The following is a 23,576-nucleotide window of genomic DNA, read 5'->3' as shown; positions in this document are numbered from 1 at the left end:
AAACTCTCCAATAAAGTATTGAAAAGAGCGATAAGCTCATTTTGAATCTGACGAGATTAAAAATCTCATTTGTGCTCCAGTCGATCCAAGCCAAAGCTTGTCTCAACTTTCGCGTTCATTCTGCAAGCAGAATGTTTACTCACTCGTTGTTCAGTTTTCAAAGATCAAACTTGTTTCGTTACCGAATGTTGTTATCTTCAGCAACTCTTATATAATATCATGTCCGAACCAACTTTGCAAGCTCTTTTTTTAAGTTTCTTTCGAAGCTTATTTCAACCGCTTGCCGCACCGTGTATCTCGTGTTTTTTTGGCCGGAAATAGAATATACCATGTACAGCTACGGAACGCAAGTCTTTTTTCGAAAAACATTAAATCTTATAAAATAAGTTCCCTGCTGTCCTTTTAGCAAGTATCTCCTTATTATCGACCAGATGATACATCCGGATATAAATTTTAATGAATCGGAGTAATAGAGAAACACATATTGTATACAGTACAGACTCATCACGTTATAGAAACTTATTAACCGATGATTTCATTGGATAAACAACCAACAACTCATAGATCATTATTATTCATTCCTTCTATAATAGAAGGAAAACATTTCTGAGATTCATTTTTCCCAAGAAAAGAATATAAAAAAAGCGAAAGCTCAGGGTCTAAATCCCGTGGCTTCCGCTTCTTCATTTATAGGATAGCAAACGTATCTGAGATATTTCTTCGTTACACCTAACGAACCCTACTCCCCGCCAATAAATACGTATCGGCAAACTACAATGAGCGCCAAAATCCACATAAGCCAGTGAATTTTCACTTTACGCTCTGTTACCAAGTTACTGAACACCGCCAAAATCACATAAGATACGATACCTGCGGAGATCCCGTTTGCGATTCCACCTGTGAAAGGCATCAATACAATGGTAAGGAACGCAGGGAAAGCTTGCAGGAAATCATCCCACTCAATGCTGCGCACTTGACTCATCATAAGCACACCCACGATGATCAATGCCGGAGCCGTCGCAGCGGATGGAACAACAAGCGCAAGAGGCGCGATAAACAGAGCCAAAATGAACAACAAACCTGTCGTTACCGAAGTCAGTCCTGTACGTCCACCTGCCTCAACTCCTGAAGCACTTTCAACGTATGCCGTAATGGTACTTGTGCCGAGTGCAGCACCTGCGCTGACACCAACTGCATCGACGAGCATCGCTTTACCGATCGTTTTCTCGCCTTTTTTCTTATCCTTCATAATCCCCATACGTGTTGCAGTACCTACCATCGTACCAAACGTGTCGAACAACTCAACGAAGGTAAAGATGAAGATGATCTCGAACAATCCGAGACTGATGGCTCCTTTCAAATCTAGCTGTCCAACCGCCAGATCACTGAAATTAGGCAACCAGCTTGCGCCTGAAAGACCACTCAGATTCGTAACGCCCATCGGAATACCAATCAGCGTTGTTGCTACGATCCCGATCAGCAGAGCGCCTTTGACGCGCATAACCATCAGTATAGCAATAAGGAGCAAACCAATCAGGGCCAGCAATGCATCGTGATGTGTTACAAAGTTGCCCAATGACAGGTTAAAACTGCTACCTGGAATCGGCTGACTCAGATCTGCGTCTGGTGCAACATTAACTGTTACAGCCACGAGATTAGCAAGTTTGAAACCAATAATGGTAATAAAGAGACCGATACCCACCGTAATGGCCATTTTGATCGACTGCGGAACTGCTACCAGCAGCATTTGCCGAATCTTCGTCACGGTCAAAATAATGAACACAATACCGGAAAGGAATACCGCTCCGAGAGCTGCCTGCCAAGTAATCGCTCCATTCGAGCTTAGAACGACAGTCATGAAGTATGCATTCAATCCCATACCTGGTGCAAGCGCGATCGGAATATTCACGAACAATCCCATAATAATAGTCATTAATCCGGCGCCGACGGCTGTTGCAAAGAATACTGCATTATCCGACATCCCCGCACCGGCTTGTCCCAAGAACAACGTATTCACAAAAAGAATGTAAGCCATTGTCATAAACGTAGTGAGACCCGCAACAATCTCCGTTCTAACATTTGTTCCGTTTTCTTTTAATTTAAAGAAACGATCCATAATTACTAACTCCCCCTTAGAGATGTTGAAGCCATATTGAAAAACGACAAATGACCCTGATGAAGATTCTTCACCCAGGGTTCAGCTGACAAGGAGTGGCATGATGCCTTTACTAAGAACAAAAAAAATTCTAATGTGCGTGATGTCCCCGCAATCATGTAGAATTCATGTGCTTAGCCTTCTCCTCTTCGTAGCCAGATCATTAGGGTGATCTCGTAGAGACTCCCGGGCCAATCCCCAGGATTATACGAATAAGTATGCGCTATTTGTTTGTTTCCCATCACTATTTTAGGAGGGCAGTATGTTTTTGTCAATGAGAAAAACGAATATTAATCTCACCCTTGTATAATATCGTTCGTATTATTTAACAGATTGAACCAGTTCAGCGGTTTACAACCCAATTGTATGCGTTTTTTTCGGTGAAATCTCAATGGAATATGTTCATTCTGTCAGACTGAAAGTTCAGCATTTCAACCTAAAAAAGCTAACCTGATCAAAGAGCAGAAGCGCTCTAATCAGGCTAGCTTATGTTTCTGATGCGTTTTTAGCAGTCAGGTGAATGATGATCTAGGAATAACGATGTCTCGTATTCCGAAGGCATATACTCATTAGGTATATGGAGCAATTTGCGACATGTTCCGGAGAATTTTTTTTGCCGGATCAGTCCTATGTTAATTAGATCTCTGTCTGAGGAGTATCCTGTATCTCTTGTTGTTCCTGATTCGCGTTTGTTGTTGTGTCAGAGGATAACTCCTGGTTTCTGGTCTGATCGGAAGAAGCATCCGCTGCCTCTAAATTCGTAAATGGAAAGTCCCCCGAACCGGAAGCCAGATCTTGCACACCTGAACCGCATCCTGCCAGCATCACCATCAGAAATGCACTTCCAATGCCCATCTTCCATTTGCTCATATAGTCGGTTTTACGCATACATTCAATCTCCTTTCAGTAGGCATATAGCTCTTAGTATGTACTTATTGTACAGGCTGGACCTGAAAGGATCATGAAGTGAACTTTAAAATGGGATTAATTTTGAGAGTGTACTATTTGTAAAAAAAGTACCCAATGAAAACTTGATCACAATATTCTTCTTATAAAAAAAAGCCCTTTTATTTGCGAAATACCGCAGATAAAAGAGCATTTTTATAATCTATCGTTCAGAGTCTATACCCTATTCCCACTCGATTGTTGCAGGTGGTTTGGATGTTACGTCATAAACGATACGGTTTACGTTATCAACTTCGTTAACAATCCGTACGGAGATTTTCTCCAGCACATCCCAAGGAATACGTGCCCAGTCCGCAGTCATACCGTCGATGGATGTTACTGCACGGATACCTACAGTGTAGGAATACGTACGCGCATCACCCATAACGCCAACACTCTTCATGTTAGGCAGGGCTGTGAAGTACTGCCAGATTTCACGGTCGAGACCGGCTTTGGCAATCTCTTCACGCAGGATGTAGTCTGAGTCACGAACAATTTTAAGTTTTTCTTCGGTAACCTCACCAAGAACACGGATCGCAAGGCCCGGACCAGGGAACGGCTGACGATGAACAATTTCGTCCGGCAGGCCACACTCGGTACCGACTTTACGTACTTCATCCTTGAACAACGTGCTCAGCGGTTCGATCAGTTTGAAATTCATGTCTTCAGGCAGACCGCCCACGTTGTGGTGGGATTTGATGGTCTGTGCAGTCGCTGTACCACTTTCCACGATGTCCGTGTAGAGTGTACCTTGTGCCAGGAATGCAAAGTCATCGAACTGCTTGGACTCTTCGTCAAATACGTAAATAAACTCGTTACCGATGATTTTACGTTTTTGTTCTGGATCATCCACGCCAGCCAGTTTGGACATGAAGCGCTCTTGTGCATCAATTTTGACAACTTTCATGTCGAATTTGCCGACAAACGTCTCCATTACACTTTCTGCTTCACCTTTACGCAACAGACCGTGGTCGATAAACATACATGTCAGTTGATCACCAATGGCTTTGTGAAGCAATGCAGCTACAACGGAAGAATCCACACCGCCGCTAAGCGCACACAGTACTTTACTGTCGCCCACTTTTTCACGAATGTCTTTGATGGTGTCATCGATGAATGTCTCCATCGTCCAGTTGCCTTCGCAACCACAGATTTCGAACAGGAAGTTACGAATCATGTCGTTACCGCGAACAGAGTGACGTACCTCAGGGTGGAACTGAACAGCATACAATTTACGCTCATCGTCACTCATGGCAGCGATTGGCGCACTTTCCGTGCCTGCATCCAGTTTGAAACCTGGAGGAAGTGTAACCACGTGGTCACCGTGACTCATCCATACCGTATGTTCGCCTTCAATACCTTTTGCCAGTGTAGATCCAGCAGCAAACTCAAGATCTGCTTTACCGTACTCTCGCTTCTCGGAACGTTCTACTTTACCTTCGAGCTGTTGGGCCATAAGCTGCATTCCGTAGCAGATACCGAAGATTGGCAAGCCCAGGTCATAGACACCTGGGTCCACGTGGGGAGCATTCTCAGCGTATACGCTGGACGGCCCACCTGAAAATACGATTCCTTTTGGTGCCATTTCTGCGATCTTTTCCGCCGGTGTGTTATACGGCAAAAGCTCGCTGTATACGCCAAGATCCCGGATTCTTCTGGCGATTAACTGGTTGTATTGGCCCCCAAAGTCAAGGACAACCACAATCTCATTCTGCTTATTCATAACCGTGCCTCCCTCAATTCAATGAAACTAATTATACGCAACGACAAAACATACCGTCAAGGAAAGGCGAAACTCCTTTTTTCGACATATCAAAACAGGATTACCAAATGCCTCTAAATATGAAATTCCGAATAGAAAAGCTTGGCAGCAAGATGCTGGTTCAAGTGTATGATCGTGGAAAGACGCCTCGTTCGCAGCGCAGCGCGAAAGGCGTCTTATGTATGGCATGCAGCGATGAACCAAACGCTGCATTTAAAAACAGTGCGCCAGCAATGGCGATCTTCATCTGCCCACAAGCTACCCTCAAGCGGCCAAGCTTTATTGGAAATCGATAGCGATTGTATGCTTTGGTGTAACGTTGTAACATCCTTGTGTTACAACGCCTGTAAGCGCCGGGCCAGATGAAGTGCCCGGCGCAGGAAGTCCAGACTGTCCGTGCGCAGCGGACGGTCTGGACCGTACAGCAGCCGTTCCCAGTCGGCTGCAAACCGCGCGATGTCCGCGCCGTCCGCGCCTGCGGCCAAAGCCGGTGACGCTGCATATTCACGCAGCGTCATATCCGGCGGCCGCGGGCCGTACCGGCGCGCGAGCGCGGACCAGACCGGAGCGGCGGCACCCAGCAGCCGCTCGCGGTCTGGAAAGCTGCTGCGCGGCCACGCCAGCAGCAGCCCTAACCGCAGCGCGGGGCGTAGCCGCCGCATGCGGACCAGAGCAGCGGCGCCCAGCAAGGCCGCTGCCACAAGGGCTGCCGCGAGCCATGGCTCCGCGGCAATGGCCCGTGCGCGGGCGAGCAGCCATGCGCCCGCGTTAGCCAATCCGCCGATCATATACGGCGGATTCTCCACAACAGGCTGCGGCCCGGCGAGCGCTGCGACATCTTCGCCCGCGCCTTGCGCCATGGTGAAGCCTGGCGTGGCCTCAAACGGCATCCAGCCTGCACCCGGAAAATACACCTCTACCCAAGAATGTGCATCTCCCTGTGAAATCACATACTGACTGGGCACATCCGGGTCAGCAACTCCGGAGCCAAAACCTTTAACCCAGCGTGCGGGGATACCTTCCGAACGAAGTAACACAATCATGGCTGTGGAGAAATGATTGCAATACCCCTGCCGGGTGACGAATAGAAAATCGTCCACAAAGTCTGTTCCTCGCGGTGGCATACGGGTATCCAACGTATACTCGGCATGAGCAGCCAGATAAGTCTTGACGGCCTGCACAGCGTCATACCGGGTCTCACTACCTTGAATAACTTCCTTGGCGAGCGTCTGCACTCGACCAGGGAGTGACGTAGGCAATTGCAGATAGTCCCTCCGAATGGCTGCCGGATCTTTCTCTTTATTCGTTTCCTCAAGCAGACGTAACTGTTCAGGTGTTGCGACAGGAACCATGACATCTGCCGAATAATTTTTAACTATCTTATCGTTTCCGGAGCCTGCGAGCCACAATGTTGCCGAATCTCGATTAGACAGCAAAGAAAACATGTTTTCCTGATTATCCTTGTTCTTGTCCTGGAACGATACGTTGACCGGTATGCCCCCGGTAAAGAGTGGATTTGGTCCTTTCCACTCTCGCTGCATCGTAACGGTTTGGCGAATGCGACTCCAATAGGTTGGATTCTCCCAACCATCAGCACGCAGCATTCCGGATGGACTTGCCGTTTCGAAGCTTTGACCCGGATCACTCCAAGTACTACCGTTATAATATGAACGGGTCTCCCCTCGCCAATACGTCACTTTTGGACTCTTTGCTATAAAAAAGATGGAGTTCCCCTGCACCAACGGTGCTCCCATAGGCGCGTCCGCTGTGCTATATCCCGTGACTGCCGTTGCAGCAGGGATACTACTGTGCTGTGTATAACCTGCCCAGCGAGCTATGCGTTCACCCATCTGTTCCAGAGATATGCGTTCCGGTTGAGGAATGGAAGCAAACTGGCCAGGTAACGCTGATAAAAACACCATACCTGCAGATGCAACGATAGTTACTGCACTCCAACGGCCATAGGGGCTGCCGCGATAACTCGGAGTAGTGACTGCTGCATTGAGACGTAATAGCTGGAGCAGAGCCTGTATAAGAAAAGTCCATAGGACAGACCGCATTACAGAAGCATACACATCCAGCCCCGCAAAAGATTCAAGCAAAAGCAAATAGAGCAGCGTTGCACTGCCAAACAGCATAACACTTCGACGTAACAACACAAGGGATTGCACAGAAGCCATGAGCATGCTCCAGCCGCACATCATGAACAAACCTCTCGTTTCTGTACTAATCGAGTGAAATCGCCAGTTATTTATAAAAGTGTCCATATCCGCTGAAAATATCCCCGGATAAGCGATCGCCCAACGGACAGGATCACTTCCTCCGTACATCAGGCATAAAGCAGGGAGTGCAATGAATAATCGGATCAGCACTCCGGTGATCCATCCTGTACGAATTAACCCCGCGAGCAACAATGCTCCCGTTAATCCCGCCATTACGGACAAGAACCGTTCACTGCCCTGCTGACCTGATGATGTAACAGGATATATCCACTCCAGAGACAGTATTAGTAAAATGGCCGAAATAACAATTTTGTACAGGACAGGTACGCTCACATATCCCTCATCCTTTATGTCCGTCACTGAATTCGGGTTCACAGCTTTATATACGGAATGGGCCGATTCTATTCTCGTACGGTCCGTTGACTCTAAGTCGGCCACAGTGAAATTGGGTTGCTGGTTACCATTACGCTCCCACATCCGTTACCTCCACCTTTCCCAATGAAGATAACGCAATGTCTGTAACCGCGTGGATCGGCACCCCGCTGTGACGAAGCCGTTCCAAACTTAAGCTGTCATATCCCAATCCATTCATCAATCTGTCCGTTAATCCTAATTCGCTCTGGTTCGCTTCAGTCAATTGCACCTCTACACGATAACCCGACCCGATTGCAGTTATGATCCATTCGGCCAGAACCTGATCCATCTTACCTGTGAGAACCACAATTCGCGAACCGCTCGCCAGTCCATCCAACATCTCCGTTCGGAGTGAAACAGACACAGATTGTGCTTTGGATATTCGTGCCCCCGCTAGTCTGTCCAGTCCATGATTCTCATCATCTGCAAGGAATGACCCATGTTGCCATTGATCTTGTGCACCATGGCTCTTATCTCCGCCTTCCATCCACAGATGATAAGGAATATCATCCCGCTCAGCGGTATGAATCCAGCTGGCTGCTGCACGAACCACTCGTTCAAAAGCAGGTGCATCCATGTTCTCCCGTTGTTTTACGTCATACCCCGACGCGCCCTCATACACAAGGATACCCAGTGAGGCAAGATCCGTGGTATCGGGCAGAAAGGTCTGAAGTTTTCCCGTTTTGGCTGTACTTTTCCAATGAACTCGTCCCAGTGGGTCACCCTGCTGATATTCACGAAACTCAGGGCTACGGTTCCCTTGGCTATTTCTTCGCTCCGACAGAGTCCCTTCGATCATCGCTGCGAATTCTACCGAATCCCCCTTCCCCCAAGCCGTTGCTTGAGGAACAACAATCAAGGGTGTACCTCCTGCGGTCTCTGCGGAGAGGGTATTCCAGCCAAACATATCACCCCAGTACAATCTGCCCGTATCCCATCTGTAGACCCCTCTGCGTAAACCGGAACATTCATATTGATAGGAAAATTGTCGCCGTGTGCCCGGGAAAATCAATTTGCGATGAACACCTGCAGGTGTGTTCTCACACAGAACGATCCATAACAATGGAATACGGCAATTGAATTCCAGTTCGACCAGAACCCGTACCTGCTCGCCTGCCTCAATCCGGTTCGCGTTTATTTTCCGACGGATGTGAATACGCCGTGGTCCGAACCAATGGAGAAGCAGACCTCCTGTGAACATCAAGAAAGCTATAACGGATAGAAACAACGCCGCTTTGCCCCCATGCCACTGATACAAGGAAGCAAAAGCCACCACCAAGACAGCACTCACAATCCGTTGTCCCAGCGCAGTCATTGCCTCCGTCCCCTTCCCTGTGATGTCATTTGTACAGGTACCGGGACCGATGACAATGCTTCTTCAATGACTTGTACTTGCCCCCAAACCTCCGCTCTGTTCTGGGCCTTCAATTGAATACGGTGGGAAAGGACAGGCACAGCTACCTCTTTCACATCAGCCGGAATGACATAACTGCGTCCTTGAAGATAGGCAAATGACTGCGCCGCAGCCATCCAGGCCAGTGTTCCACGCGGGCTGATGCCCAGTCTGACCGCCGGAAGGCTGCGAGAGGCTACAGCAACGGCCACCAGATACTGCTTGACGACCGGGTCAACATGTACCTGTTTGACTTCACGCTGCATGGCTACGACTTCTTCAGCAAGCAGGACAGGACGAAGCTCATCAAGCGCTTCTCTACCTTGCATGCGGGTTAACAATTCCAATTCCTGTTCCGGATCGGGATACCCCAGTCCAATTCTCATGATAAATCGATCCAGCTGCGCTTCAGGCAGACGGTACGTCCCCTCAAACTGTAACGGGTTCTGTGTCGCCAGCAGAAAGAACGGGCGTGGCAAGGCATAGGTTGTGCCATCAACCGTAATACGTCGTTCCTCCATTGCCTCCAGCAGGGCAGACTGAGTGCGTGGTGAAGCGCGATTTATTTCATCAGCCAGGACAACGTTGGACATGACAGGTCCGGGCCGAAACTTGAATTCAGATGTATGTGGATGATAGATTGAAGTGCCCGTAACATCTGCCGGCATGACATCGGACGTGAATTGAATCCGGCCCATGGAGCAGTCCAGTGCAGAAGCAACGGCACGAACCAGCATCGTTTTCCCGGTACCCGGCACATCTTCCAGAAGTACATGACCTCCACTGAGCATTGCAGTAAGGACATAACGAATCTCTGTTTTTTTGCCAATAATCACACTCTCAACACGCTTCATGACCCTGTTTAACAATTCAACAGCATGTTCATGTTCCATTCGGATATAAGACATTTCTCCTGATCTCCTTCCGTTCATCAGCATTCCTGAACCATAGTAATCTATGATTCAGTGTTGCCCGGAAGTAGAGAGAATAGTCCTGCAAGAATGACTTTCTTCAGATCATTTTATACTTAAATATGTTATTCATTGCCGAAATGGATCTGGAAACGCCCGCCTTTACCGTCCACTCTGCTTCATTACTGGTTAAGGAATTCACCCTCAGCCCCATCTGTTCTAGTAACTCACGTAATGGAACCCAGATGGTTCCACCATGACTCTGTACTGCCCCCGTTTCAATTGCCCCTGTTGTTGTTAGTGTTCCGCTCACACTGTCTGCATGAATCATTCTTTCTTTCCATACTGCTATGGCTGTCCTTGTTTCAGAGTCCCAGCGAGTGCTGCCCCCGAATTTTTTCATAAAAGTACGCAAAGGCACCATGATTCGCTGGCCCTCCATGCGGAACTCACCCGGCTGCAAGGTAGCCGCAGCCAATCCCACCTCTACCTTCAGCTTTGCAAGCCATAACGTCGCGTTCGCTTCTACATGCTCTGCGATCCAGGCCTTTCCCGGCGCCTTGCGGGCCTTATACTTACCATCTGGATGTACACGGAATTGAACTGGTTGATCTGTACTCTTTATGGTGTCAAAACGATATCCATGATCACGATAATATTTGATAATACCCGGAAGTGCTTTTACCGTTTCAGCATGTGCACCACCGTCATGCATCAGGACAATGACCGAACGTGCTCCCGCAGGTACTTTGGTCGAATTGCTGAGGATCTCTTTGGCCGGAACACCTTTACGCTTGGAATCCCCACTGTCGACGTTCCAGTCCATGACGGTGTATCCACCCAGTTGCAGCAAATCAAAATAACTCTGGTCAAAATGTCCATAGGTACCGCCAGGTGCTCGCACCAGATCCGGACGGAAGCCCGTGATACGCTCCAGCACGTCCTCTGTCTGCTTGATTTGTTTCCAGAATACTTTGAAATCACTATACAGCTGTTCGTATTGATGATTGAACGTATGATTGCCCAAAGCGTGTCCATCCTCAACAAGCGTGCGGATTAACTCCGGATAACGCTCTGCCTGCTCACCCAGCACAAAAAATGTAGCCAAAACCTTCTCCTTGCGCAAAATATCCAATACTTCACGGGTATGCTTACCCGGTCCATCGTCAAAACTCAGATAGACTACCTTGTCTTGAGTATTCTTATCTTCCGGGATTGGATCACCTGAGCCGGAAGCAGAAGATGCATAAGCCGTGCCTGCATATACAGCAAATGCACATAACAATATCGCAATTCGCACGAGAATGACAGTCCATTGTCCAGTTAAAAACATATGTATGGTTGTTGCAGAGTTTCCCCCTATTTCCTTGATTCTGAATTCCGGTCTCTGTACCATTTACGAATCGACCTCCACCGTCTCTAGTAATTTGCTGATAGACTTCAGCAGATTTGTTAGAATTATATGGAGGCTTCCTTGAAAAAAGACTCGATTTTGTTTAATAATTTTTCACAATATGGTATGGTGCGTGATTGATTCTTCGCTTCAGATTAGGTAGCATAATGGACAGGCAGAACGTATTCAAAACACCTTGGAGAGGATTCATGCTCCCACCCCGTATTCAGGAGAGTGAAATCTATTGGAATTGCTTGAGAAGATCCAGCATCTGTTTGGGTCCTACGGATACAGCGTCTTGTTTTTTGGCTTGTTGCTTGAATTCATCGCACTTCCCTTTCCTGGTGAAACAACGATGGCTTACGCAGGGTTTCTCTCCTACAAGGGGCATCTCGACTTTGGAATCCTCACCATACTGGCTTTTCTGGGAACAACGATTGGCATGACCATCACTTATTTTATTGGAGCCAAAGCAGGACTGCCCTTTATAACACGATACGGAAAATGGTTTCTGCTGAAGCAGGACAAACTCGATAAAACGCAAAAGTGGTTCGCCAAGTATGGTAATGCCTTAATCTTCATCGGTTATTTCATTCCGGGTGTAAGGCATTTCACCGGATATTTTGCGGGCATAGCTGCTGTTCCCTTTCGTAAATTCGCTCTCTATGCCTATTCAGGCGCACTGTTCTGGGTCGTGCTGTTTCTGGGTATTGGCAAAATATTCGGCCCCCAATGGAATGCCGTATTCCATCTGGCTCACCAATATGCAGCATATATCGTGGGAGGAATCGGCCTATTGCTTATCGTAGCCGTGCTTTATCGTTACCGCAAAGCATGGACAGCAAGATCCACCGTATCCAAGCCAGCCCCTGTTCGACAAAGACAAAAGTAAATTCGGACAAACGTCCATCTATAATAAGTAGGCAAGGAGTTGCGAATAATCGCGGCTCCTTTTTTTTGTGATAATCCGAATTCATCCAGGTCATACTAACTTGAAAATATAGGGTGTATAGGGAGGTGAAGGCATGAGTGAATCGTCGCTGGAACGCCAAGATCAGAGGCAAATCTCTCCGGATCTAAGCGAAAATATGGAATACTGCAAACAAGTGATGGGGAACAGCAACGACTTGATGATGCGCCCTCTCCAGTGTTTACATAAATGGCCTGCAGTCATGTTGTACATTGATGGATTAGTGGATGTGCAGATTCTGAATCACTCCATCCTGGAATCCCTGTTAAAGACACATGAACTTCCGGAATTCTCGGCAGATGATGAGCATCTTAGCTACCTCCAGAATGACATTCTGGCTGCGAGCAATGTAACATTTGTGGAGGACATGGAAGATGTGCTTAATGCTCTCCTGTCCGGTTCGGCCATCCTGCTACTCGAAGGCTGTGTACGAGGATTGAAAATTGCCGCAGCCGGTTGGGAAGACCGTGCTGTTGGTGAACCCATCTCACAGACCGTTGTTCGTGGTCCTATGGAGGGATTTAATGAAAATTTGCGTACAAATACATCCTTAATTCGCAAACGGATTCGTGACCCTCATCTCTGGATCGAAGAAAAGGAGATTGGTCGTATCACCAAAACAAGGGTTGCGGTCTTATATCTGAAGCATACCGTTGATCCAGAAGTGGTAGAGGAACTAAGGCGCAGGCTGGAAGAGATCGATATTGACGGGATTCTGGAGAGCGGGTACATCGAGGAACTTGTACAAGACGAAACCAGAACGTTATTCCCCACGGTTTACAATAGTGAACGTCCAGATACGGTTTGTGCTGCTTTGCTTGAGGGTAGAGTAGCCATCATCGTGGACGGTACGCCTTTTGTGCTGCTGGTTCCCGCGTTGTTCGTGCATTTCTTCCAATCGCCGGAGGATTACTATCAACGGGCCGATATCAGCACATTGATTCGCTTGATTCGTTATCTGTCCTTTTTTATCGCTTTACTGGCTCCATCCTTCTATATTGCCATTACCACCTTTCACCAGGAAATGTTGCCCACCAATATGCTCATTAGTCTGGCGGCTCAACGTGAGGGCGTTCCTTTTCCAGCATTCATTGAAGCCCTACTGATGGAACTGACCTATGAAATTTTGCGAGAAGCAGGTATACGTATTCCGAAAACGGTCGGTCAGGCCGTTTCCATTGTCGGAACACTGGTGATTGGCCAAGCAGCCGTAGATGCAGGAGTTGTCTCCGCCGCAATGGTGATTATCGTTTCCATAACGGCCATATCCAGTTATGTCATTCCAGAGAATGGACTTTCTATCTCTGTCCGAATTTTGCGATTTGTATTGATGATACTCGCGGCAGCTTTTGGTTTCTACGGTATTCTAATTGTTCTGCTCATTACGGTTACACACCTGTGTAGCTTGCGTTCTTTTGGCGTACCGTATATGTCCCCCTTTGCACCTCTAATTCAGAAAGATCTGAAAGATACGCTGTTTCGTGTACCCTGGTCCCATATGAAAACACGTCCATTCTCTACGGGTACCCCGAACAAAATCCGACAAGCAAGCAAAAAAATGAAGCGTTAATTCGGTAAGGAGAAGAACGTATGAACAAGTGCTTCCGATTAATTGTATGCATTGTATTCCTGCTCCCTCTCCTTACCGGATGCTGGGATCGCCAGGAACTGAATGAACTTGGCATTATGCTGGGTCTTGGTGTAGACAAGGATGGCGATTTGATTAAAGTGAGTGCTCAGGTCGTTGTGCCAAATGAAGTTTCCTCCAAGTCAGGGGGAGGCAATGGCACTCCTGTCACGCTATACGAAGCATCTGCGTCCACGCTGTTTGAAGCGATTCAAAAGCTGACCGAGACAAGCCCACGCCGCATATTCATGGCACATATCCGTGTATTGGTGTTCGGTGAAGAATATGCTCGCAAAGAGGGCATCTACGATGTCACTGAAGCGTTAATGCGAGAACCTACTGCGAGACCCGATTATTACGTCATTGTTGCTCGAAATACAACAGCTTCCAAGGTCCTCGACACACTTACTCCACTTGAAAATTTACCTGCGGAGAAGATATTTAATTCCCTGGACGTATCCACCAAAACCTGGTCTCCCACAACTACCGTAACCGGTGATCAGTTAATGGAATATATGTTGACTCCCGGAATACAACCCGTCATCACAGGTGTGGAGGTTGCAGGCAACACAGAGAGAAGCGGAAGCAAGGATAATATTGCGACAATCAAGTCCCCAGCTCGCCTGGTTTCAACAGGATTAAGTGTCTTCAAGAAGGACAAACTAATTGGCTGGTTAACAGAAGATGAATCCAAAGGATACAACTATATCCGCGACAATGTAGTATCTACCATAGGTCACTTGCCTTGCCGAAAAGGAGGAAATGTGACTTTTAAAACCCTTCGCACCAAGACTCAACGAAAAGCAAAGGTCATTGGAGAACAGCCCGTAATCAACATCAAAATTAAAAATGTGTCTTCCATAGGTGCAGTAGAGTGTGGAGTCAGAATTGGTTCAATGAAAACACTCAAAGAGTTGGAAAAGGACAGTGAGGAGGGACTGATAGACCTGATGGAAAAATCCGTGAATTCCGTGCGGCGAAAGTTCCATACCGACATTTTTGGATTCGGTCAGGAAGTGTATCATGCCGATCCTAAATTTTTCAAAAAGATTGAGAAAGATTGGGATCAATATTTTGAAAATCTGGATGTTAAGTATGAAGTCAATGTACAGATCAAACGTGTAGGTACACTGGATGATTCATTCAAAGAGGATTTGAAGGAGTGAGGCCGGATGTTGATTACAATTACTGTCATTGTCATAGGGGGCCTCGTAGGCATGGTTGATCTTCCAGGTCTCATCCGTCGCAAGGAATGGAGGGAAACAGTTGTGTACAGCGGAATGCTCGTCATAGCCACAGGGTTCAGTGTGATTGCAGCCAACCTGTGGGATTTCCCCAGTCCACTCTATATCATCATGTGGATCTATGAACCTGTTAATCAATTCCTGGCACATCTGACGGGAACCTAGAAAAAGGAGAGGACCATTATGCTGGAACAGGGGCGCCTTGGAACAAGACAATTGACCACGCTCATCTTTATGATGGTGGTCGGGGATATGATGCTGATCTACCCCTCAGTCATCACGTCCTATGCCAAACAAGACTCCTGGATTTGTGCTTTTATAGGCGTTCCTCTGGGGATGGCACTGATGGCCATGATCCTGAAGCTATGTAGTATGCATCCAGAAAAAAATCTGGTGCAGATGGCACGAAGCATTCTAGGGTTCTGGCCAGGTACTTTCTTTTCCTGCTTCTACCTGTTCTTTTTCATTATTGGTGCTTCAACGCATACGAGAGAAGTCGGCGATTTCATGACCACTCAAATCTTCCCGTACACTCCCATTCGCATCATCATTCTGATGTTTGTCATCGTGATCGCCTGGGGAGTGTCTCACGGATTAGAGACGATGGGGAGAAGCAGTGAACTACTGATGCCCGTCGTTATTGTGTTTATTGTCGTCCTTGCAGTCTGCCTGCTTCCTCAGATTGATACTAGAAATTTGAAGCCAGTAAGTGATACGGGTGTTGTCTCTATCTCACAAGGCATTCTGGTAAGCATTATATATCCGATCGGTGAAGTCGTTCCCATCATGATGATACTGCCCTATGTTGCCAAGCAGGCTCATCGAACACGGGACGTAATTATTGCAGCTGGTTTAGGCAGCTTGGTATTGGCAACGCTCGTTACCATATCTCTGCTGGTCTTGGGTGCCTTTCTTACGCAACATAACATTTATGCTTCTTTTGTTTTGTCCCAGAAAATTAGTATTGGGAGCTTTTTTGAACGTATTGAAGCCATTATGGCTTCTTCCTGGCTGATCTCTACGTACTTCAAAGCGATGATATACTTATACGCCTTTATTGTTGGTTGTGCGGAACTGTTCAAGCTTAAGCAGTATCAGATACTGGTACTCCCTGCGTCTATACTCATTTTCGGATTAGCCAATCTGATCTCACCAAGCATTACTTTTATCGTGATCACCATTGTTCCATATTGGGTAGATTGGGATACCACACTGGGGATCATTCTGCCGGGCTGTCTTCTGCTGATACAATTGCTCAAGTCTCACAGAAAATCATCGGTTACTCCAAACAATTCATCACAGGAATGAGTACTATTTTTTGGGTCAGTCTATGAAGATCATCCATGCTGAATATAGAGAAGGAGCACGGTGTCTATGTTAATTAAGGAGAAAATCACCATTAGGCAATTTGCAGTCCTTACCTTTCTCGTCATGGTTGGGGACATGATTCTACTCTATCCCTCCGTGGTTACTGCTTCGGGTCAACAAGATGCATGGATCTGTTCTCTTATCGGTCAGCCCATCGGCTTACTCATCATATGGGTTCTATTCAAACTTCATCAAACACATCCTGATCTTTCCCTTATTGAAGTCTGCCAAAAAATACTTGGCCGGTGGGCGGGGTCTGTTTTGTCGGCTGCATATCTATTTTATTTCGCCATAGGCGCTGTCATATGTATCCGTGAAGTCGGTGACTTTATGACCACACAGATCTATCTTCAGACCCCCATCCGGGTCATTATAATTATCCTTATGTGCGCTCTGGTCTGGGGGCTTATGCATGGCTTGCATACCATAGGAGCAAGCAGTGAATTGCTGACACCGATCGTTGTTGTATTTATGATCCTGTTATTCATGGGGCTGTTACCCAAAGTAAACAGTTCACATCTACAGCCTTACTTGAACACCCCTTGGCTTCATCTGATACAGTCTATCATAAGAGGGGCTTTTACTTCCTTTGGTGAACTAATCGTGATCACCATGGTTCTTCCCTATGTGATGTCCGGGCCTCACATCAAACGGGACATGTTACTCGCTACTTTATGTGGAGGGCTGTTGCTAACCACACTGTTGGTCATTTCACTGATGATATTTGGCCCCTTTCTGACCCAGCATGACATCTACATCTCCTATACCCTGTCCCAGAAAATTAATATCGGCAACTTTTTCGAGCGAATTGAGGCGTTCATGGCGACCGCTTGGTTAATTGCTACCTATTTTAAAAGTCTGCTGTACATGTTCTCCTTTGTCGTTGGAACAGCTCAGCTATTTCGATTAAAGACATATAAACCTCTCATCCTGCCATCAGCCATGTTATTATTCGCTTTAGCTGTACTGATTTCTCCCAATGTCATTTTCTACACCAATACGATTATGCCCGCTTGGGTGGATTGGGATATCACGGTAAGCTTTATTATTCCGCTATTCCTACTGCTCGTGCATCGTCTTCGTTCTGGCAAGAAGAAGAACAATTCAACCACTCAAAAACGATTGCCCACCTAAAAAGGCTGTGTTCACGGTAAATTCCGCGAAGCACAGCCTTTAATGATGAAACGGTTAAGATGTATTTACTCACACATATCTATATCATTAATTACAATGTCTTCAAAGCCTCAAGCGCAGCCTCGATATGTCCTTTGACCCGAACTTTGGACCAGTCCTTGATCAACTTCCCCTCTTCATCAATCAGAAAAGTGGAGCGAACCATACCCATGTACTCCTTGCCATACATTTTCTTCAGCTGCCATACACCGTATTGCTCGGCTACAACGTGCTCTTCATCCGACAACAAGGCAAACGGCAGTCCATATTTGGCGATAAACTTGTCATGCTGTTTCATCGGATCGGTGCTGATTCCGAGAATGACCGTGTTCAGCCCTTCAAATTCAGCATGTCGATCCCGGAAATCACAAGCCTGTTGTGTACAGGACGAGGTCATATCTTTGGGATAAAAATAAAGCAGCACCCGCTGTCCGCGGTAATCCGAAAGCTTTACTGATTCTCCCGTACTGGACGGAAGCTCAAAATTCGGTGCCAATTCGCCTACTTTTAACGTCATGTCAGTTCCTCCCTAATCTCCCCCATGAATTGCTATAGGGCGTTATTATGAACCTGCTCCGCGATACCGCTTCACGCCAAAATTCCACAAAAGCAAGCCCATGGAGCCAAACACCAATCCCATCACAGGTGTAAGCAGCGCCATGCGATGCATCTCGGACCTTTCCAGGAACAAGGCTGCGGGATAGATGCCCACAAAGGCAAACGGAATGATCCAGGTTAACAGCACCTGAATGGCACGGTTGTAGATCGTTACCGGATAACGCCCATACCCTTGGATGTTATACATCAATGGCAGGATACCTGTTGGCGCGTCCGAATAAAAGGATAGTGAAGTCAACGTAGTATAGATGCCGGCATAGATCATGACTGAGCTGAGTGCCAATATAATTAAGGCAGGGATATGCCACCACTCCAGCACCAGGCCCATCTCTGCTCCGCTAAAGATCATGATGATCAAGCCGATAAACGAGCCCACCAGTGCAGGCGGATCTACATTTTCAAGCAAGATCTGGAACAAATTATGTGCGGGGCGTGTCAGGATACGATCCATCTCACCTTTGACGATGTACCGCTCACTGAATCCCCACAGATTGATAAAACAACTAAAAATGCCATAGGGCACCATAAAATATCCATAAACAAAGAGCACTTCACTCTCACTCCAGCCGCCCAGGTTATCCGTATGACGGAAGACCACAAAGATAAAGATCAGGTTGGTTGCCTGGAACAGCAGATCCGATAGGATCTCCACCCAGAAATCAGCACGGTACGTGAGTCGTGTTTTCATGTAATTTTTCAAATATTCCCAAATCAGACCCATATAGTACATATCTGTTATCCCCCTTGCACGAACAGACGCTTGCGCGCCTTACGCCAGATCAATACCATCGGAAGCAGCAGTACGGTAAACCAGAACACCTGAATACCGAGTACACTCCAGATGGCGGTACCTTCCACTCTTCCAGTGAAGACGGAACCGGGCAGATACGTAATGGCCTGAAAAGGCAATACTTTCATCACCGCGGACATCCAGCCTGGATACAGGCTGATCGGGATGATTAGACCAGAGAACAAATCAACCACGACGCGTTTCATACGCATCATGCCTTCATTGTTTTCCACAAAAAATGCCGCTAGTCCCGTGATCACATTAATCTGGGAATTTATGAGGAAACTGAAGAACAGCATGACGAGAAAGCCAATCCACGCCGATGGCGCCGTAGGCAATTCAACCGGGAACAGCAAAATGGCGATGAGCATCCCCGGAATCATGAGCAGCAGGAAGCGGAAAATACCTTCCCCAAGCCCTTGCATCATTTTGACCATAACGTAATTGATCGGCCTGATGAATTGAATCGCAATGGAGCCATCCCGTATATCTGCGGCAATCTCCCGGTCCAGGTTGTTAAAGTAAAACGCACGTGCCATCCAGGATACAGCGATGTAAGTGGTCATCTGCGCTGCCGTGAAGCCGCCGAGTTCACCACTGCTACCGTAAATGGCTTGCCAGGTAAAGTAATACACGCCGATATTCAGCGTATATATCAAAATGCCGGAGTAATAATTCACCCGGTATGCCAGCATCGTTAGAAAACGGATGCGCATAAAATCAATAAATGCACTATTCATCTCAGGATACACCCACCGCTTCTTTCCCTGCTCCCACAATCTCGGGACGCTCGGCGGAACCGGATTGGTAAATACTGCGTACAATCTCATCCGTGTTGATCTCGATAATCTGAATATCGGTAATATCGGCTTGTCCAACGACACGTCCGAGTACATCCGAAACGTTCAGTTCCAGCGGAATCCATACGGATGCGGACAGTTCATTCTCAACCGTCCAACGTACAGGCAACGCAGCAGTCCATTCCTGCATCTGACTGATGTTGTGAGCTGAACCAAACTTGAAGCGGATCTCCCGCTCCTTACCCCACTGGGACTTGAGATGATCCAGACCTCCATCATAGATGATGTTGCCTGCATCAAGCATGATGACCCGGGAACACAGTGCCTCAATGTCCTGCAAATCATGGGTTGTGAGCAGAATGGTCGTTCCATGCTCCTTGTTCATGTCTTTCAAGAAATCCCGAATTTCCGACTTCACCACAATATCCAAACCAATAGTTGGCTCGTCCAGAAAAACAATACTTGGGTTATGCAATAATGCTGCAACTAACTCGCAGCGCATACGCTGACCAAGACTGAGCTTCCGTACCGGACGACTCAGCAGATCCTGAAGCTGTAATCGCTCAACCAGTTCATCCAGCCGTTTACGGAAATCGACCTCTCCGACACGATATACTTTGCGCAATAAATGGAAGGATTCGATAACGCCAATATCCCACCACAATTGACTGCGCTGACCAAAAACAACACCAATATTCTGTACAAACTTCTCCCGTTCCTGATACGGAACATAGCCACCAACCGATATTTGCCCTGAAGTAGGCACCAAAATGCCGGTCAACATCTTGATCGTTGTTGATTTACCGGCACCGTTCTCCCCGATATATCCGCATATTTCGCCTTGCGGAATCTGAAATGAAATATCATTTACAGCCAATACCTCTTGGTATTGACGTGCAAACAGGTCCTGGAACGCGCCCTTCAGCCCACCTCGGCTTTTCTGGACGCTAAACGACTTGCGCAAATCTTTGACATCAATCGCCAGCATGATTATACCTCACTTGGATTTTGTTGAAATTGCTTGTAGCCCAAAAAGAAATTATAATGGTATCAGTCAAAATTCAGCAAGCTTTAAAATAGTCTGGAGCCGCGTTCCTCCCCTTATGTTGGGAAAAGACGTGTACGGAAAGCTCCGACTAGATCTTACTTGAATACTCGAACTCGTTTTTTTATTTCATCTCAAATACAAAGGAGAGCTAGCATGACCAGAAAGACGAAGAGAACCATATGGATTTCTCTTGCCGCCTTCGTGTTGATTATTGGAGGAGCAGCGGCATATTATTTCGGTTCTATTCTCAATCAGTTGGACGGTTTGGCAAAAGACGGTGACGAATCACCATTCGCAGGTATCGAGAATGTGGAGAAAGTAAATACTCCTGACCCACCCAAATGGGAAGGTACAGAAACGGTAAATATTCTCGTTATGGGTGTCGATGCGCGCGGATTGAAAAAAGGTGAAGTTCCCCGCTCCGACAGCATGATGGTTGTATCGCTCGACCCACTTACCAAAAAAATAAATCTGTTCTCCATTCTGCGCGACACTTACGTCAATATTGACGGATATGGCAAGGAACGGATCAACACTGCCATCACCCATGGTCCTAATGCAGCGATGCAAGCTGCCGGCGACCTGCTCGGCATTCCTGTACAGTATTATGTGTATACGGATTTCCAGGGATTCATCAAATTGGTGGATGCCGTTGGCGGTGTTGATTTTGATGTGGAGAAAGACATGCACTATACAAGTAAAGCAGACAATAACGAATACGATATTGATCTCAAAAAAGGATATCAGCATCTGGATGGCGAGACAGCGCTCATGTACGTTCGTTTCCGTCATGATGCAATGTCTGATTTCGCTCGGTCCGAGCGTCAGCGTGAGTTGCTGAAAGCTGTAACAGCGAAAATGCAGTCAACAACTACCATTGCCAAACTGCCTTCCATACTGGAACAGGTTAATCCTTATGTGGATACGAATCTGACACTCTCCGATATGTGGAAGCTGGGTGGCCTCGGTTACCAGAGCAGCATGAACGGCAGTGAGCAGATTCCGCCAATGAACCTGCTGAAAGAAGAACGTACAGCAGGCGGTGCGCAAGTATTGACGGTTACCAATGAAGAGAAATTGAAGCAGCATATTCAGGATATTATTCACCCGCCTGCTACAACGGATGATAGTACGACCAGTACCGAAGATAAAACAGCCAGTGGTGACGATCAAAAGTCAGAACAACCGGCTCAGTAATCTAAACATGCAGAGGGCAGCCATTACGCTGCCCTCTCGTTGTGCCCGGCTATACTATTATGAGAAAATCATCATATCTTTCTGTGGCTTGTTAATTTATCATATTTTGAATTACGAAAGGAAGTTATCTTATGAAACCATCACGTTCCCGTTCCGAACTTCTATACGCAGAAGCACTTGAGCATATTGTAGGAGGTGTTAACAGCCCTTCACGTTCGTTCAAAGCCGTTGGTGGCGGTGCACCTGTATTTATGAAAAAAGCCCAAGGGGCCCACTTCTGGGATGTCGATGACAACCGTTATATTGACTATCTGGCCGCTTACGGTCCGATTGTTACAGGACATGCCCACCCGCATATTACGCAGGCCATTACGGAAGCAGCAGCAAATGGTGTACTGTACGGTACCCCAACAGAGCTTGAGATCAAGCTCGCCAAAATGCTGAAGGAAGCTATTCCTTCCATGGATAAAGTGCGTTTTGTAAACTCCGGTACGGAGGCGGTCATGACTACGATTCGGGTCGCTCGTGCCTACACCAAACGCAACAAGATCGTAAAATTCGCCGGATGTTACCATGGTCACTCCGATCTGGTGCTTGTCGCTGCCGGTTCAGGCCCGTCCACGCTCGGAATTCCTGACAGCGCGGGAGTTCCAGCCAGTATTGCACAAGAAGTCATTACTGTGCCCTACAATGATCTGGAAGCCCTGAAGGATGCTTTGGAGCGCTGGGGTGATGATGTTGCCGCGGTCATGGTTGAACCGATCGTTGGTAACTTTGGTATGGTTATGCCGGAACCTGGCTTCCTGGAAGGCCTCTGTGCCATGACACGGGCTAACGGCTCACTGGTTATCTATGACGAGGTCATTACGGCTTTCCGTTTCCATTACGGTTCTACTCAGACGTATGCCGGACTCGATAACCATGCAGAGATTGAACCGGATCTGACGGCTCTTGGTAAAATTATTGGTGGTGGCCTGCCAATCGGTGCTTACGGCGGACGCAAACACGTTATGGAGCAGGTTGCTCCGCTCGGCCCTGCTTATCAGGCGGGAACGATGGCTGGTAACCCTGCATCCATCTCGGCTGGTATCGCGTGTCTGGAGGTCCTGCAAGGCGCGGGTGTATATGAAGAGATGGAACGTCTTGCTATCGACCTGACAGCGGGTCTGCAAGCTTCTGCTGACCGTCATGGGATTGCACTGACGATCAACCGGATTCGTGGTGCATTCTCCACCCATTTCTGTAATCACCCAGTTACGAACTACGATCATGCCCAAGATACGGACGGGGAACGCTTCGCTTCCTTCTTCCGTCACATGCTGGACAGGGGCATTAACCTCGCTCCATCCAAATATGAGGCCTGGTTCCTGACCACGGCTCATACAGACGAGGATGTTCAGGCTACATTGGAAGCCGCAGAAGCTTCCTTCAAAGCGATGGCTCAGGAATAGATCGGATTATTTCCATCTACAATATAGCGTACAAGCTACATCGTTGATGGATAACAACTCATGGAAAAGGCGTCCAACAAGTGATCAACTTGTGT

General features: G+C 47.3%; 19 protein-coding genes and 1 riboswitch. Of the genes, 8 read left to right on the top strand and 11 right to left on the bottom strand.

Annotated elements, in window-relative coordinates:
* Positions 1-739: 739 nt before the first annotated feature.
* The 7 genes from IFU39_RS30735 to IFU39_RS30705 form a co-directional block, all read right to left on the bottom strand.
* Positions 740-2,116: an NCS2 family permease gene (locus IFU39_RS30735; RefSeq protein WP_047841443.1), complete on the bottom strand. Its 1,377-nt coding sequence runs from the start codon at positions 2,114-2,116 to the stop codon at positions 740-742.
* A 171-nt stretch (positions 2,117-2,287) separates the two neighbouring features.
* A riboswitch (purine riboswitch) is annotated at positions 2,288-2,387 on the bottom strand.
* A 404-nt stretch (positions 2,388-2,791) separates the two neighbouring features.
* Complete coding sequence (locus IFU39_RS30730; protein ID WP_146117124.1) at positions 2,792-3,025, bottom strand: hypothetical protein; 234 nt, start codon at positions 3,023-3,025, stop codon at positions 2,792-2,794.
* Between the two features lie 259 nt (positions 3,026-3,284).
* Positions 3,285-4,823, bottom strand: a complete 1,539-nt coding sequence (gene guaA / locus IFU39_RS30725) for a glutamine-hydrolyzing GMP synthase (RefSeq protein ID WP_091018677.1) — start codon at positions 4,821-4,823, stop codon at positions 3,285-3,287.
* A 374-nt stretch (positions 4,824-5,197) separates the two neighbouring features.
* On the bottom strand, positions 5,198-7,561 hold the full coding sequence (locus tag IFU39_RS30720; RefSeq protein WP_192136388.1) for a DUF4129 domain-containing transglutaminase family protein: 2,364 nt from the start codon (positions 7,559-7,561) through the stop codon (positions 5,198-5,200).
* Positions 7,548-8,813 (bottom strand): DUF58 domain-containing protein, encoded by a 1,266-nt coding sequence (locus tag IFU39_RS30715; protein WP_091018683.1) that lies wholly within the window; start codon positions 8,811-8,813, stop codon positions 7,548-7,550. Before IFU39_RS30715 ends, IFU39_RS30720 begins: the two co-directional genes overlap by 14 nt.
* Positions 8,810-9,799 (bottom strand): AAA family ATPase, encoded by a 990-nt coding sequence (locus tag IFU39_RS30710; protein WP_192136387.1) that lies wholly within the window; start codon positions 9,797-9,799, stop codon positions 8,810-8,812. Before IFU39_RS30710 ends, IFU39_RS30715 begins: the two co-directional genes overlap by 4 nt.
* A 103-nt stretch (positions 9,800-9,902) precedes the next feature.
* The gene (locus IFU39_RS30705) at positions 9,903-11,198 is read right to left on the bottom strand and encodes a polysaccharide deacetylase (protein ID WP_192136386.1); all 1,296 of its coding nucleotides are present in this window, start codon (positions 11,196-11,198) and stop codon (positions 9,903-9,905) included.
* A 241-nt stretch (positions 11,199-11,439) separates the two neighbouring features.
* Between IFU39_RS30705 and IFU39_RS30700 the strand changes: the two genes are divergently transcribed.
* The 6 genes from IFU39_RS30700 to IFU39_RS30675 all read left to right on the top strand — a co-directional run bounded on the left by IFU39_RS30700 (position 11,440) and on the right by IFU39_RS30675 (position 17,538).
* On the top strand, positions 11,440-12,087 hold the full coding sequence (locus IFU39_RS30700; RefSeq protein WP_017690726.1) for a DedA family protein: 648 nt from the start codon (positions 11,440-11,442) through the stop codon (positions 12,085-12,087).
* Positions 12,088-12,220: 133 nt separating this feature from the next.
* Positions 12,221-13,735 (top strand): spore germination protein, encoded by a 1,515-nt coding sequence (locus IFU39_RS30695; RefSeq protein WP_192136385.1) that lies wholly within the window; start codon positions 12,221-12,223, stop codon positions 13,733-13,735.
* A gap of 20 nt (positions 13,736-13,755) precedes the next feature.
* Entirely contained in the window at positions 13,756-14,958 is a 1,203-nt protein-coding gene (locus IFU39_RS30690; RefSeq protein WP_192136384.1) for a Ger(x)C family spore germination protein, read from the top strand.
* Between the two features lie 6 nt (positions 14,959-14,964).
* Positions 14,965-15,201: a hypothetical protein gene (locus IFU39_RS30685; protein WP_047841432.1), complete on the top strand. Its 237-nt coding sequence runs from the start codon at positions 14,965-14,967 to the stop codon at positions 15,199-15,201.
* A gap of 18 nt (positions 15,202-15,219) precedes the next feature.
* Positions 15,220-16,344, top strand: coding sequence for a GerAB/ArcD/ProY family transporter (locus IFU39_RS30680; protein WP_192136383.1), 1,125 nt, complete (start codon positions 15,220-15,222; stop codon positions 16,342-16,344).
* A gap of 66 nt (positions 16,345-16,410) precedes the next feature.
* The gene (locus IFU39_RS30675) at positions 16,411-17,538 is read left to right on the top strand and encodes a GerAB/ArcD/ProY family transporter (protein ID WP_192136382.1); all 1,128 of its coding nucleotides are present in this window, start codon (positions 16,411-16,413) and stop codon (positions 17,536-17,538) included.
* A gap of 91 nt (positions 17,539-17,629) precedes the next feature.
* On the opposite strand, the gene bcp is transcribed toward IFU39_RS30675, so the two are convergent.
* From bcp to IFU39_RS30655, 4 genes are read right to left on the bottom strand one after another with little or no spacing between them, the layout of a single operon-like run.
* Positions 17,630-18,094, bottom strand: coding sequence for a thioredoxin-dependent thiol peroxidase (bcp, locus tag IFU39_RS30670; RefSeq protein ID WP_192136381.1), 465 nt, complete (start codon positions 18,092-18,094; stop codon positions 17,630-17,632).
* 45 nt (positions 18,095-18,139) lie between these two features.
* Positions 18,140-18,925: an ABC transporter permease gene (locus IFU39_RS30665; protein ID WP_091018699.1), complete on the bottom strand. Its 786-nt coding sequence runs from the start codon at positions 18,923-18,925 to the stop codon at positions 18,140-18,142.
* 5 nt (positions 18,926-18,930) lie between these two features.
* Complete coding sequence (locus IFU39_RS30660; protein ID WP_192136380.1) at positions 18,931-19,725, bottom strand: ABC transporter permease; 795 nt, start codon at positions 19,723-19,725, stop codon at positions 18,931-18,933.
* 1 nt (position 19,726) lies between these two features.
* Positions 19,727-20,773 carry an ABC transporter ATP-binding protein gene (locus IFU39_RS30655; protein ID WP_036614079.1) on the bottom strand — a complete coding sequence of 349 codons (1,047 nt, stop codon included), beginning with the start codon at positions 20,771-20,773 and terminating at the stop codon, positions 19,727-19,729.
* Between the two features lie 213 nt (positions 20,774-20,986).
* On the opposite strand from IFU39_RS30655, the gene IFU39_RS30650 reads away from it, so the two are divergent.
* Entirely contained in the window at positions 20,987-22,030 is a 1,044-nt protein-coding gene (locus IFU39_RS30650) for an LCP family protein (protein ID WP_091018703.1), read from the top strand.
* Positions 22,031-22,161: 131 nt separating this feature from the next.
* Positions 22,162-23,481: a glutamate-1-semialdehyde 2,1-aminomutase gene (locus tag IFU39_RS30645; RefSeq protein ID WP_192136379.1), complete on the top strand. Its 1,320-nt coding sequence runs from the start codon at positions 22,162-22,164 to the stop codon at positions 23,479-23,481.
* The last annotated feature ends 95 nt before the right edge of the window (positions 23,482-23,576 follow it).

It is taken from the genome of Paenibacillus sp. CFBP 13594, assembly GCF_014842675.1.
GTDB lineage: Bacteria > Bacillota > Bacilli > Paenibacillales > Paenibacillaceae > Paenibacillus > Paenibacillus amylolyticus_B.
This window is presented reverse-complemented; position numbering and strand designations above follow the sequence as displayed.

Coding starts and splice junctions, on each gene's coding strand:
- IFU39_RS30690 (WP_192136384.1), top strand. CDS start 13,756: ATGAACAAGTGCTTCCGATTAATTGTATGCATTGTATTCCTGCTCCCT.
- IFU39_RS30705 (WP_192136386.1), bottom strand. CDS start 11,198: ATGGTACAGAGACCGGAATTCAGAATCAAGGAAATAGGGGGAAACTCT.
- IFU39_RS30680 (WP_192136383.1), top strand. CDS start 15,220: ATGCTGGAACAGGGGCGCCTTGGAACAAGACAATTGACCACGCTCATC.
- IFU39_RS30650 (WP_091018703.1), top strand. CDS start 20,987: ATGACCAGAAAGACGAAGAGAACCATATGGATTTCTCTTGCCGCCTTC.
- guaA (WP_091018677.1), bottom strand. CDS start 4,823: ATGAATAAGCAGAATGAGATTGTGGTTGTCCTTGACTTTGGGGGCCAA.
- IFU39_RS30655 (WP_036614079.1), bottom strand. CDS start 20,773: ATGCTGGCGATTGATGTCAAAGATTTGCGCAAGTCGTTTAGCGTCCAG.
- IFU39_RS30720 (WP_192136388.1), bottom strand. CDS start 7,561: ATGTGGGAGCGTAATGGTAACCAGCAACCCAATTTCACTGTGGCCGAC.
- IFU39_RS30660 (WP_192136380.1), bottom strand. CDS start 19,725: ATGAATAGTGCATTTATTGATTTTATGCGCATCCGTTTTCTAACGATG.
- IFU39_RS30675 (WP_192136382.1), top strand. CDS start 16,411: ATGTTAATTAAGGAGAAAATCACCATTAGGCAATTTGCAGTCCTTACC.
- IFU39_RS30665 (WP_091018699.1), bottom strand. CDS start 18,925: ATGTACTATATGGGTCTGATTTGGGAATATTTGAAAAATTACATGAAA.
- IFU39_RS30735 (WP_047841443.1), bottom strand. CDS start 2,116: ATGGATCGTTTCTTTAAATTAAAAGAAAACGGAACAAATGTTAGAACG.
- IFU39_RS30695 (WP_192136385.1), top strand. CDS start 12,221: ATGAGTGAATCGTCGCTGGAACGCCAAGATCAGAGGCAAATCTCTCCG.
- IFU39_RS30715 (WP_091018683.1), bottom strand. CDS start 8,813: ATGACTGCGCTGGGACAACGGATTGTGAGTGCTGTCTTGGTGGTGGCT.
- IFU39_RS30710 (WP_192136387.1), bottom strand. CDS start 9,799: ATGTCTTATATCCGAATGGAACATGAACATGCTGTTGAATTGTTAAAC.
- IFU39_RS30645 (WP_192136379.1), top strand. CDS start 22,162: ATGAAACCATCACGTTCCCGTTCCGAACTTCTATACGCAGAAGCACTT.
- IFU39_RS30730 (WP_146117124.1), bottom strand. CDS start 3,025: ATGAGCAAATGGAAGATGGGCATTGGAAGTGCATTTCTGATGGTGATG.
- IFU39_RS30685 (WP_047841432.1), top strand. CDS start 14,965: ATGTTGATTACAATTACTGTCATTGTCATAGGGGGCCTCGTAGGCATG.
- bcp (WP_192136381.1), bottom strand. CDS start 18,094: ATGACGTTAAAAGTAGGCGAATTGGCACCGAATTTTGAGCTTCCGTCC.